Raw genomic sequence first — 11,912 nt, 5'->3', positions numbered from 1 at the left:
GTTGGGCAGCGATTACTAGATTTTTCGTTTCAATCCCTGAAAGGGATTAATTGAAGTTTCAACATGATTCAAAGGGGGAATTATCCCCCAGCTAAACGTTTCAATCCCTGAAAGGGATTAATTGAAGTTTCAACTCTTGTTGTACGCCTTCGTCGTGTTGTAGTTCCTCGTTTCAATCCCTGAAAGGGATTAATTGAAGTTTCAACAGGTTTACGGGTTTAATTCTCCCGTTTTTGTCGTTTCAATCCCTGAAAGGGATTAATTGAAGTTTCAACAAAGAGTTTGGTCTGGAAAAAGGCGCAAGATTCAGTTTCAATCCCTGAAAGGGATTAATTGAAGTTTCAACCGGGAGGGAGCAGGGAGCAGAAGCAGGGCACCGAGTTTCAATCCCTGAAAGGGATTAATTGAAGTTTCAACCTAGAAAAAACAAAGAGTGATTGTTCCCAGAGTTCCTTGTTTCAATCCCTGAAAGGGATTAATTGAAGTTTCAACTATTTAGCATGAGGAAATGAGATGTCTTTATATTCCCCTGAAGTTTCAATCCCTGAAAGGGATTAATTGAAGTTTCAACCAGATGAAAAATAAAAAATATCTTCCTGACCATCAGTTTCAATCCCTGAAAGGGATTAATTGAAGTTTCAACCTTATCACTAAAAATAATTGCAACATTAATAATGACGTTTCAATCCCTGAAAGGGATTAATTGAAGTTTCAACATTCTGAAGGTTTTTATAAATCAGTTAAGCATAGCTTTGTTTCAATCCCTGAAAGGGATTAATTGAAGTTTCAACAAAGCCTTAATTACATCCATTGCCAGATCTTCTCTCGTTTCAATCCCTGAAAGGGATTAATTGAAGTTTCAACAAACAATGCTATCTCCCGCTATGCCAGCGATGGCAGGTTTCAATCCCTGAAAGGGATTAATTGAAGTTTCAACCTGTGTAAGGTGTACTGCTATGAGCTAATTCTAAGGTTTCAATCCCTGAAAGGGATTAATTGAAGTTTCAACCTCTGCCAATCAGCTAATGTTTGGCACTGTGGGGAGCTGTTTCAATCCCTGAAAGGGATTAATTGAAGTTTCAACATTCCCCCCAACAGTGGAGGAATACGAACCCACAAGTTTCAATCCCTGAAAGGGATTAATTGAAGTTTCAACAAGTGAAATCTTTGATCAGAAGAAGAAGAAGCAGAAGATTTGTTTCAATCCCTGAAAGGGATTAATTGAAGTTTCAACCAAATTTAATTATTTTTTCCCCGACTTTTTTATTACTAAGAGTTTCAATCCCTGAAAGGGATTAATTGAAGTTTCAACCGCTTCCATAAGGTCGCGGATACAGTGCTCCGGTAGTTTCAATCCCTGAAAGGGATTAATTGAAGTTTCAACGGGATTGATTGATGGAATATCCAAAATGAAAAGTTTCAATCCCTGAAAGGGATTAATTGAAGTTTCAACCCACTAGTAAATTCTATTTTCAAACTTAAAAGATCTAAGTTTCAATCCCTGAAAGGGATTAATTGAAGTTTCAACCCGAAGGTTGTCGATGCAGCCGCCGCCGCAGCCAAGGGGTTTCAATCCCTGAAAGGGATTAATTGAAGTTTCAACTTTTATCTCTTCTCCTTCTAAGTGTACGCAAATACGTTTCAATCCCTGAAAGGGATTAATTGAAGTTTCAACAGGAAATATATCAAGAAAAACTTGATCTTGCTAAGTTTCAATCCCTGAAAGGGATTAATTGAAGTTTCAACTTTAACAAAAACTGGAACTTTTGTAGCCAAACATTGGGTGTTTCAATCCCTGAAAGGGATTAATTGAAGTTTCAACTTCCAAATGCACCATTGCACTTGCTCAGGCTTCCTGGTTTCAATCCCTGAAAGGGATTAATTGAAGTTTCAACCTGGCAGGGAAAGCCGCAACATCACTAACATCGGGGTTTCAATCCCTGAAAGGGATTAATTGAAGTTTCAACAGCGGCACTCCGAAACCCTGAATATATTTAATTTTCGAGGTACAGTTTCGCGGAACAAAATAAATCTATCATTTCAGCCCACAACCTGTAAATCCCCCGCAAGCGCATTTTTGCCAAAACCCTTACCCCACAAGCATTACAAACTTTGCGCGGAACAGATTTTCCCCCAAAAAACTGCAAACTCTTGTAAATTAACCATTTGAGGCACAAACAAACCACACTCACTAAAAACACCCACCCATTCGCGCAACCGGACAATGAAACCCTACCAAAAAATCCCGATTTTAGAATGTGGCGAACCCCTAACACCCATTCCCCTAGAAAAATTCGCCGCCCAAACACCCCACGCCTACCAAAAACTCCATGCTCCCTACGGCAAACTCTCACCTTACTATCTCCGAGAAACTGTCCTCGAAAACCTAATCCAAGCCCAAAATCAACTCCAACAAACCCATCCTCACTGGCGAATCCTGATTTTTGACGCTTATCGACCAGTAGCAGTACAACAATTTATGGTTGATTATACCTTTACCGAACTAGTCAACAACCAACAACTAAACCTAGAACAATTAAGCCAAACCCAAATTGATGAACTTTGGCAACAAGTATATCAATTTTGGGCAGTACCGAGCCTTAATCCAAACACCCCACCACCCCACAGTACAGGCGCAGCGATCGACATTACCTTAGTTGATGAAAATGGTAACTTAGTTAACATGGGTTCCGCCATCGATGAAATTTCCCCAGTTTCCTATCCCGACTACTTTGCTAACAGTAACGACTTCCCAGAAAAACAATATCATGCCGATCGACAATTGTTATTTCAAGTAATGCGAAGTGCCAACTTCCAACAACATCCCAACGAATGGTGGCACTTTTCTTACGGCGATCAAATGTGGGCTTGGTTATCCCAACAACAACAACCCAATCAACGATTTACAGCCAGTTATGGTCGAATTTAAATCTAACTATAAAGATCCCCGACTTCTTCAAGAAGTCGGGGATCTGATTTGCTTAATCTATTCGGTTAATTTCACTTGTCCGCTAGTAGCCAAAACTCTCGCACTCACGCCAAACACTCGCAACAAACCTTCAGAATCAGCATGATTATAACTGCCGATACCTTCCATTGAAGCGTTTTCTTCCGAATATAAAGAATGTGCTACATCAGTCGCCGCCAAAAAGGAAATTGTTCCTTTATAAATCGCTACTTTAATCGTTCCCGTCGCTAACTCTGCGGTACATTTAATCGCCTGAAGCGCCATCTTCGTTGCCAAATCAAACCAATAACCTTGATAGATTTGTTTGGCAATTAATAAAGATAACTGATCGTAAAACTCACGGGCGCGACGATCCAAAATTAACTGCAACAAATAAGCATAACAAGTGCCTAACAACTCAACCCCTGGACTTTCATAAACTCCCCGTGATTTAATCCCCACAAAACGGTTTTCTACTAAATGAGTGCCAATCCCTAAACCATACTTTCCGCCAATAGCATTGGTTTGCAAAAATGCTTCCACCAAACCCACAGAATTACCATTAATTGCTACTGGACGACCTTGTTCAAATCTTACCGTAAATTCTACAGTTTCATCAGGAGCATCAACAGGATAACAACCCATAATTGGTTTAACAAAATGCGCTGGAGTAGTTAACTCTTCCAACATTCCCGATTCATGAGTTAATCCTAACAAATTGGCATCGGTTGAATAAGGTTTATCTTTAGTAGCAGAAACAGTAAGTCCTTTTTCTTGACAAAAGTCAATCATTTCGCTACGTCCGGGGAAACGGGCTAAAAATTCCTCGTCGCGCCAAGGTGCGTAAACTTCAAATTCAGGAGCTAACATATTAGTAATTAATTGGAAGCGCACTTGGTCATTTCCTCTGCCAGTCGCCCCATGACTAAAAATAGTTAATCCCCGTTTTTTCATCTCCAAAATCATTGCTTTGGCTAATACACAGCGGGCGATTCCTGTTGTATTCCAATAGCGTCCTTCATAACAAGCTTGTGCTTGAATTATATCTACTCCGACTTCGGCGATCGCATCCCTAGCAGGCAATAATACAAAATCTACCGCCCCAGCTTGCAACATTCTTTGCCGAACTGCTTCAATGTCCTCCTCGTCCGGTTGTCCCAAGTCAGCAGTAAAACAGACAACATTGACCCCAATATCTGTTAACCAACGAGTAATTGTACAACTATCCAATCCCCCAGATCCGGCAAATGCAATGGTTTTCCCTTTCAAATCCTGTGCTTTCATCGCCAATTTTCCTATAAAACCAAAAGCTTAAAAAGACAAGCTTTTATTATCTATCATTAGCGATCGATATCTGTCCACCAAAGCACAGTTTTTTAGGGATTGGGGACTGGGGACTGGGGACTAGGGATTAGGGACTAGGTAATCAATGGGGAATTTTAGATTTTCGATTAATGTTTTCTATCTTCCCCAGTCCCCAATCCCCAGTCCCCAATCCCCAGTCCCCAATCCCCAGTCCCCACATTGACACCCAGCCGATCGCCAAGTAACATAAACCCTTGACCAACTAAAGCAGCGAGCTATCCTCCAGGTGTTTTTCAGCGTTGTCATTCCTACTTATAATCGTCAACCGATTTTGGAAAAATGCCTCAAAGCTTTAGAAAAGCAGCATTTGAGCCCAAATAGCCCGATTACTGGCTACGAAATCGTCTTAGTAGATGATGGTTCCACCGATAATACCTTGTCTTGGTTAGCAACTGACGCTGGCGAACTGCCTCATGTTCGATTATTGCAGCAAAGTCACCAAGGGCCAGCTGCTGCCCGAAATTTAGGTGTGGAAAAGGCGATCGGTGACACAATTATATTTATTGATAGCGATTTAGTAGTAACGGAAAATTTCTTGCAAGCCCATGCTGAGGCTTTAGTAGCAGGATATCAGGAATTAGGGAGCGATCGGCTTTTTACCTACGGTCGAGTAGTTAATACTTGTAACTTTGAAAATCCTACCTCTGAACCTTATAAAATCACCGACTTTTCCGCCGCATATTTTGCTACAGGAAACGTGGCTATTGCCCGACATTGGTTAGAAAAAGCTGGACTATTTGACACCCGATTTCAACTTTACGGTTGGGAAGACTTAGAACTAGGAGTACGCTTAAAAAAACTCGGTTTAAAACTGATTAAATGTCCCGCAGCTGTTGGCTACCACTGGCATCCACCCTTTTCATTAAATCAAATTCCCAACTTAATTGAAAAAGAAATTCAACGGGGACGCATGGGAGTTTTGTTTTATGAAAAACATCCCAGCTGGCAAGTAAGAATGATGATTCAAATGACTTGGTTACACCGTTTACTTTGGGGAATTTTATCTTTAGGTGGTCGGCTCAACGAACGCACTCTCGCCCCATTATTACAAGCGTTAATTAACCAAGGTAAACCGCAATTAGCCCTAGAAATTGCCCGAATTTTCCTTAATTGGTATAACGTTAAAGCAGTTTATCAAGCATCGATCGCAAATGATTTGAAATTGTAAATTTTTCCTTTTCAATCTGCCTCAAATCTACAATCGAAAATTGCCAATCTCAAATCCTTTACCCTTTGCCTTGAACCCACTCCCTTAACATCTCCAGCAAATAGCAAAGATATGCTATGTTAATATGGCTATTTTCATAACCCCAACTGGGTGTTAAATGTTTTAGCAGGAAGTAGCAGCTTCCCCAAATACAGCAATTCACTATTAATCTGAGATGTAATATGCTTGATCGGGCAAAATTTTTAGGACTGGTTTCAGGATTAGCTATTTTAGTAGCTGCTTGCTCTGATAGTAACCAAAATGTAACAAATACCACTACCCCACCCGCAGCTGATACTGCCGCTAATGTCAGCACCACTGCACCTGCTGGACAAAAACCAGCAACCACGACAATTAATATTTCCAGCTTGGGTGTGCAAGATGCCAGCGAAATTAAGTTTCAGACACCACCTCCCACCGTCTTAAATGGCTTTTTTGATGCCGTAAATAACTCTGGCGCACTCAAACATAACGTCAACAAAACTGGCAATCTGACATTAACTGGTTGGGCAATCATTCCAGAAAAAACTAAACCAGCGGAAAAGGTGATTATTACCTTACCAGATAGTAATCAAATTGTGGCGATCGCTAATGTAAATTTAGCTAGACCTGATGTAGCCAAAGCGATCAAAAGTGACAGCTACAAAAACGCTGGTTGGACAACTTCTGTGAAAGCCAACACCTTACCTACAGGTAGGATACTCTTAAAAGCTTGGGCTTACGATCCTGCTACTAAGACAGCAACCCAGCTGAAAAATATCCACGAACTTACAATTTCCGAATAACAGGAAAAACTTTTCCCCTAATCTTTGCCCAATTGTGTTAGTTTAGGAATTGCTGTCTAAAATCACACATCTGAGGTTTCGGGTGTTTCTGTGACTGCAAGTTACTGGAAATCCCCTCAGATGGAGGATTAACCCGAAAGGAGTTTAAAAAATTATGCCAGTTGTTTCTTTGGCTCAAATGATGGAGTCTGGTGTTCACTTTGGACACCAAACTCGCCGCTGGAATCCGAAAATGTCCCCTTACATTTACACATCTCGTAACGGGGTACATATTATTGATTTAGTCCAAACTGCTCAGTTGATGGAGGAAGCTTACACCTTCATGCGAACTGCGGCAGAACAAGGCAAAAAATTCTTGTTCATTGGTACCAAGCGTCAAGCAGCTGGGATTATTGCCCAAGAAGCTTCTCGCTGTGGTGCTTACTATGTTAACCAACGTTGGTTAGGTGGAATGCTAACCAACTGGACAACTATTAAAACCAGAGTCGAACGCCTCAAAGATTTAGAAAGACGGCAAGAAAGCGGCGCACTCGATTTGTTGCCGAAAAAAGAAGCTGCCGTTTTGCGCCGGGAATTAGAAAAGCTGCAAAAATACCTGGGCGGTATTAAGTTAATGCGGAAAATTCCCGATGTGGTTTTAATTGTGGATCAGAAACGGGAATATAACGCAGTTCAAGAATGTCAGAAATTAGGATTAACCATCGTTTCTTTGTTAGATACTAACTGCGATCCAGATGTAGTTGATATTCCGATTCCGGCTAACGATGATGCGATTCGATCGATTAAGCTAATTATAGGTAAGTTGGCAGATGCGATTTACGAAGGTCGCCACGGTCAACTAGAAGTAGCTGAAGAAGAAGATTACGAAGATTACGAAGGCGCAGAAGACGATCTGGAATACGATGAGAGTGATTTCGTAGATTCTGACGAAGAAGAAGAAACTGAGGAATAATCACGTTCAATCCGTAAAAACTAGATTAGGTAAGGGCAAGAGATGGCGGAAATATCTGCAAAACTAGTTCAAGAACTGCGCCAAAAAACGGGTGCAGGAATGATGGATTGCAAAAAAGCACTCCAAGAAAATGAAGGTAATGTTGAAAAGGCAATGGACTGGCTGCGGCAAAAGGGAATGCTGAAAGCTGGTAAAATTGAAACCAAAGCAGCTACAGATGGATTAGTTGGTAGCTACATTCATACTGGTGGCAGAGTCGGCGTTTTGGTGGAAGTGAACTGCCAAACTGACTTTGTTGCCCGTACCGAAGGTTTCAAAGCTTTAGTGCAGAATATTGCGATGCAAATCGCCGCTTGCCCTAACGTTGAGTATGTTAAGGTGAGCGATATCCCAGCTGAGATTGTGGAAAAGGAAAAAGCGATCGAAATGGGACGCGAAGATTTAGCTAATAAGCCAGCTAACATCAAAGAAAAAATCGTCCAAGGGCGGATTGAAAAACGCCTCACCGAAATGACTTTGCTCGATCAACCTTACATTAAAGATCAAAATATCTCTGTGGAAGAGTTGATTAAGCAAAATGTAGCTCAGTTGGGTGAAAATATTCAAGTTCGCCGCTTTGTGCGCTTTGTTCTCGGTGAAGGACTAGAAAAAGCAGAAAGCAACTTTGCCGAAGAAGTAGCAGCCCAAATGGGAGGAAAACAGTAATCCCAACTTTGTCGGGTGCGTCAGACAAAAATCTGAAAAAATCACAGAGTTTTGCGCTTTTCTGACGCACCAGAAAAAATTACCTAAATTATTGATACTTTTCCAGATTTCCAGCATTGCGGTAATCTTAATTTAATACCGCAATGCTTTGTGTATTTTCAGTAAAAGTTATGGCTAAAGCAATTGAGAGAATTGAACGGGAAATTGGAGTACTAGAACAGACGATCGCAGAACTAGCAGAAGAATTTTACAATATCTACAGCCGTTATTTGACTGCTTTAGGTAAAGTAATGCGGCAACAGCTGATTTTAGCAACATATCATTTATGTACTCAAAGTTATCCAGAAGAATTTCTCAGTTTGTCTTTTAATCAGCGGCAAAAGTTGCAACAAACAATTAAAGAATTGGCAGATCGAACTGCACAAGAGTTAAGTGTTAAAGTTAACTCGCCGATGGAGGCAAAACCTAAAATCCTTACCATAAATGAACTGGAAATTAGCGAACTTCGGGAATTAATTGAGGAAAGTATTGCCGAAATAGAACAACAGGAAAGCAGTGAGGAAAAGCCTTTTTCTGAGTCTGAGTCTGAGGAAATTCATGCAGAAGCGACAACGGAAAAGCCAAATACAAATATTACTAATCCAGAAGCTTTGTTGCAATGGCAGGAAAGATTAGAAAATGCGATCGCTAAAACTCTGCAAAAACTCTCCCGCGACAGTAACTTAAAGTTACAACAAGCCGGATTATTACCGAAAAAACTCCCAGAACCTGTGTTAGAAGCAGCCGCTAAAGTGGAAGCAGCAGCGGAAACAATGCCGGGACCACCAAATTTATTAAACTTAGTAATTGAGACAGAAAGCGATCGAGAATCCCAAAGTTCTACCGTTACACATTTAGTTACTATTCATCTCCGTTTGTCCGAAATCGAGTTTCCTGATTCCACCTTGACAAGCTTGCGTCAACAAATTAGAAACCTCTCCGTCAGGCTGCATACCACCCGCCGAGAATATCAAAAAAAACAAAGAGAAAAAGCTGTTGCTGAAGCGGAATTAGCTTGGCGTGCCAGTTGGTTTGATGAATAATTATTATGGGTCATTTGTGATGGTAATATACCTCTTTTCCTGCTGATTTGTTAAACTATAAATCGAAAATCCAAAATCCCAAATCGAAAATCGGCAAGTTGGTTTATGGTTAATTCTCAACCTGATTGGGTGCGATGGCAAAAAGCCTTAGAAGTAGAAGAGAAAAACGGTTTTGTTGACTTAATAGGCAATCAATACCGCTTTAGTGAATTTCTCTGCTTAACTTTTGGTAAACCTCCCAAACTTTTAGATTCAGAATGGCGGAAAAACTGGCAGGAAATGGCTAGTAAATTTGCTAAGTATCCTAATTTGCCGATTAGCGATCGAGAAAATTTAGTAAAATTAGCAAAGTCATTTCTGCAAGCTTCCGAAGCAGAGTGTCAAAAAGTTTGGCAACGAAGAAGTAACCCCACAGAAGAACCGGAAACCCAAGAAACATTACAAGAATTACCAATTCCCAACTCCCAACTCCCAACTCCTCAACTAGAAATTTCCTTAGATCAACCTTTAACAGAAGTCCCAAAATTAGGAATTACCAAAAGTAGACATTTAGCTAAATTAGGACTTTATACAGTTCGAGATTTACTATTTTATTATCCTCGCGATCACATAGATTATTCTCGCCGAGTTGACATTTCTCAATTAGAAGCTGGCGAAACAGTTACTATTGTCGCCACAATTAAACGCTGTGAATGTTTTACTAGTCCGAAAAACAAGAAATTAACTATATTAGAAATAGTCTTGCAAGATCGTTATGCAAAAATGCGCTTGAGTAGATTTTTTGCAGGTAATCAATATAGTAATCGCGGTTGGCAAGAATCAATTAAACGGCGTTATCCTGTAGGATCGATCATTGCTGCATCTGGGTTAGTAAAAGAAACTAAATATGGTTTAACTTTACAAGATCCCGAAATGGAAATGTTAGCCAGTCCGGGAGATAATATTGAATCAATTAATATTGGCAGAGTCGTTCCAGTTTATCCTTTAACTGAAGGAGTTCCCGCGGATGTTGTGCGACAAGCAGTAATGGCAGTGTTACCAGCAACCGCGAAAATTGAAGATCCTTTGGTGCGGGGATTGCGCGATCGCTACGGATTAATTAAACTACCAGAAGCCATTAATAACATTCATTTTCCCACAGATAGCGACAGCAAAGAAGCCGCTAGAAGACGCTTAGTTTTCGACGAATTCTTTTATTTACAACTAGGATTTCTCAAACGCCGTCAAACATTACGCCAAACTCAAGCCTCCGCAATTTTAGCCCCCACAGGTCAATTAGTCGAAAAATTCTATCAAGTATTACCCTTTAAATTAACAGGCGCACAACAAAGAGTAATCAACGATATCCTCAACGACTTACAAAAAACTACCCCCATGAATCGCCTAGTTCAAGGAGACGTAGGCGCAGGCAAAACAGTAGTAGCAGTAGTCGCCATTCTTGCCGCCATTCAAGCAGGTTATCAAGCCGCATTAATGGCACCCACAGAAGTATTAGCCGAACAACATTATCGCAAACTAGTTAGTTGGTTTAACCTCCTACATTTGCCCGTAGAATTGCTCACAGGTTCCACTAAAACCGCCAAACGTCGAGAAATTCACGCCCAATTAGAAACCGGAGAATTACCTTTATTAGTCGGAACACACGCCCTAATTCAAGATAAAGTTAACTTTCATAGTTTAGGTTTAGTAGTAATTGACGAACAACATCGTTTCGGCGTTCATCAACGCGCCAAACTACAACAAAAAGGCGCACAACCTCACGTTTTAACTATGACAGCCACCCCAATTCCTCGCACCTTAGCCTTAACTTTACACGGCGATTTAGATGTTAGTCAAATCGACGAATTACCACCCGGAAGACAAGCAATTAATACCGTAGCTTTATCAGGAAGAGAACGCAATCAAGCTTACGATTTAATCCGCCGAGAACTTGTGCAAGGTAGACAAGTTTATATTGTTTTACCTTTAGTGGAAGAGTCAGAAAAATTAGATGTTCGGGCAGCAACCGTAGAATATGAGAAACTACAAGAAAGCGTGTTTCCTGAATTTAAAGTTGGCTTACTTCATGGTCGCATGACTTCAGCGGAAAAAGATCAAGCAATCAATGATTTCCGGGAAAATCAAACCCAAATATTAGTAGCGACAACAGTAATTGAAGTCGGTGTGGATGTACCAAACGCCACAGTAATGTTAATCGAAAATGCCGAACGTTTTGGCTTATCTCAATTACACCAATTACGAGGTAGAGTTGGCAGAGGTACTCACAAATCTCATTGTTTATTAATGAGTAGTAGCACTAGTGCAGATTCCCGGCAACGTCTAAGTGTTTTAGAACAATCTCAAGACGGCTTTTTTATCTCAGAAATGGATCTGCGTTTTCGGGGTCCAGGGCAAGTTTTAGGAACTAGACAATCTGGTTTACCAGACTTTGCTTTAGCCAGTTTAGTAGAAGATCAAGAAGTTTTAAATTTGGCGCGAGATGCCGCAGAATTAGTTATGTTGCAAGACCAACATTTACAGAATTCGTTGCTAAAAGCCGAGTTAGAATACCGCTATCAAAAACTAATGGGTGGTTCGATTTTAACTTGATCGTAACTACTTATACTTTTTCTTTTACCGCCTGAAACTACGATCGCCTGTGCGCGATCGCCAATTTCAAAACTTGTAAATAGCCCTGCAAAAATTATTACACCAGAGGTAATAGTAGTTTTTAGTGATTTCAAAGGACTGGGGAAAGGAGGAAGTTGCATTTTCTAATCTCCCATATTAGCTAACAGTTAATCGCTTGGCTTTTTAAATACTAATACTTGCCTTGTCTTAGTTTTACTTTCGGTGGCATTTTTTTCCAACAACATTTAGCTTATCACTA

9 protein-coding genes and 1 CRISPR repeat array are annotated in these 11,912 nt (G+C 40.5%); of the genes, 7 read left to right on the top strand and 2 right to left on the bottom strand.

The window, feature by feature from the left end; translation table 11 throughout:
* Positions 1 to 26: 26 nt before the first annotated feature.
* Positions 27 to 1,967: direct repeats of the CRISPR family, unit length 37 nt; unit sequence GTTTCAATCCCTGAAAGGGATTAATTGAAGTTTCAAC.
* 257 nt (positions 1,968 to 2,224) lie between these two features.
* Positions 2,225 to 2,929, top strand: a complete 705-nt coding sequence (locus ACE1B6_RS18835; protein ID WP_413258790.1) for a M15 family metallopeptidase — start codon at positions 2,225 to 2,227, stop codon at positions 2,927 to 2,929.
* Positions 2,930 to 2,986: 57 nt separating this feature from the next.
* Here the strand turns inward: ACE1B6_RS18835 and argG are convergent, their stop codons facing one another.
* The gene (gene argG, locus ACE1B6_RS18830; protein ID WP_413258789.1) at positions 2,987 to 4,231 is read right to left on the bottom strand and encodes an argininosuccinate synthase; all 1,245 of its coding nucleotides are present in this window, start codon (positions 4,229 to 4,231) and stop codon (positions 2,987 to 2,989) included.
* A gap of 307 nt (positions 4,232 to 4,538) precedes the next feature.
* Here argG and ACE1B6_RS18825 point away from each other — a divergent pair, with 307 nt between their 5' ends.
* The 6 genes from ACE1B6_RS18825 to recG all read left to right on the top strand — a co-directional run bounded on the left by ACE1B6_RS18825 (position 4,539) and on the right by recG (position 11,632).
* Positions 4,539 to 5,480 (top strand): glycosyltransferase family 2 protein, encoded by a 942-nt coding sequence (locus ACE1B6_RS18825; RefSeq protein WP_413258788.1) that lies wholly within the window; start codon positions 4,539 to 4,541, stop codon positions 5,478 to 5,480.
* A gap of 221 nt (positions 5,481 to 5,701) precedes the next feature.
* A complete protein-coding gene (locus tag ACE1B6_RS18820; protein WP_413258787.1) occupies positions 5,702 to 6,304 on the top strand; it encodes a hypothetical protein in 603 nt (200 codons plus the stop codon).
* 154 nt (positions 6,305 to 6,458) lie between these two features.
* Positions 6,459 to 7,256 (top strand): 30S ribosomal protein S2, encoded by a 798-nt coding sequence (gene rpsB, locus ACE1B6_RS18815; RefSeq protein ID WP_413258786.1) that lies wholly within the window; start codon positions 6,459 to 6,461, stop codon positions 7,254 to 7,256.
* 42 nt (positions 7,257 to 7,298) lie between these two features.
* Positions 7,299 to 7,961, top strand: coding sequence for a translation elongation factor Ts (tsf, locus tag ACE1B6_RS18810; RefSeq protein WP_413258785.1), 663 nt, complete (start codon positions 7,299 to 7,301; stop codon positions 7,959 to 7,961).
* Between the two features lie 170 nt (positions 7,962 to 8,131).
* Positions 8,132 to 9,043 (top strand): hypothetical protein, encoded by a 912-nt coding sequence (locus ACE1B6_RS18805; RefSeq protein ID WP_413258784.1) that lies wholly within the window; start codon positions 8,132 to 8,134, stop codon positions 9,041 to 9,043.
* A 105-nt stretch (positions 9,044 to 9,148) separates the two neighbouring features.
* Positions 9,149 to 11,632, top strand: coding sequence for an ATP-dependent DNA helicase RecG (recG, locus tag ACE1B6_RS18800; RefSeq protein ID WP_413258783.1), 2,484 nt, complete (start codon positions 9,149 to 9,151; stop codon positions 11,630 to 11,632).
* Here the strand turns inward: recG and ACE1B6_RS18795 are convergent.
* Entirely contained in the window at positions 11,599 to 11,793 is a 195-nt protein-coding gene (locus tag ACE1B6_RS18795) for a hypothetical protein (RefSeq protein WP_413258782.1), read from the bottom strand. The genes recG and ACE1B6_RS18795 overlap by 34 nt on opposite strands.
* Positions 11,794 to 11,912: the final 119 nt, after the last annotated feature.

The organism is Floridaenema fluviatile BLCC-F154, from assembly GCF_041929135.1.
Taxonomy (GTDB): Bacteria; Cyanobacteriota; Cyanobacteriia; order Cyanobacteriales; family Aerosakkonemataceae; genus Floridanema; species Floridanema fluviatile.
The sequence above is the reverse complement of the archived record's forward strand: the minus strand, read 5'-3'. Positions and strand labels throughout refer to the sequence as shown.

Coding starts and splice junctions, on each gene's coding strand:
- ACE1B6_RS18835 (WP_413258790.1), top strand. CDS start 2,225: ATGAAACCCTACCAAAAAATCCCGATTTTAGAATGTGGCGAACCCCTA.
- argG (WP_413258789.1), bottom strand. CDS start 4,231: ATGAAAGCACAGGATTTGAAAGGGAAAACCATTGCATTTGCCGGATCT.
- ACE1B6_RS18820 (WP_413258787.1), top strand. CDS start 5,702: ATGCTTGATCGGGCAAAATTTTTAGGACTGGTTTCAGGATTAGCTATT.
- rpsB (WP_413258786.1), top strand. CDS start 6,459: ATGCCAGTTGTTTCTTTGGCTCAAATGATGGAGTCTGGTGTTCACTTT.
- tsf (WP_413258785.1), top strand. CDS start 7,299: ATGGCGGAAATATCTGCAAAACTAGTTCAAGAACTGCGCCAAAAAACG.
- ACE1B6_RS18805 (WP_413258784.1), top strand. CDS start 8,132: ATGGCTAAAGCAATTGAGAGAATTGAACGGGAAATTGGAGTACTAGAA.
- recG (WP_413258783.1), top strand. CDS start 9,149: ATGGTTAATTCTCAACCTGATTGGGTGCGATGGCAAAAAGCCTTAGAA.
- ACE1B6_RS18795 (WP_413258782.1), bottom strand. CDS start 11,793: ATGCAACTTCCTCCTTTCCCCAGTCCTTTGAAATCACTAAAAACTACT.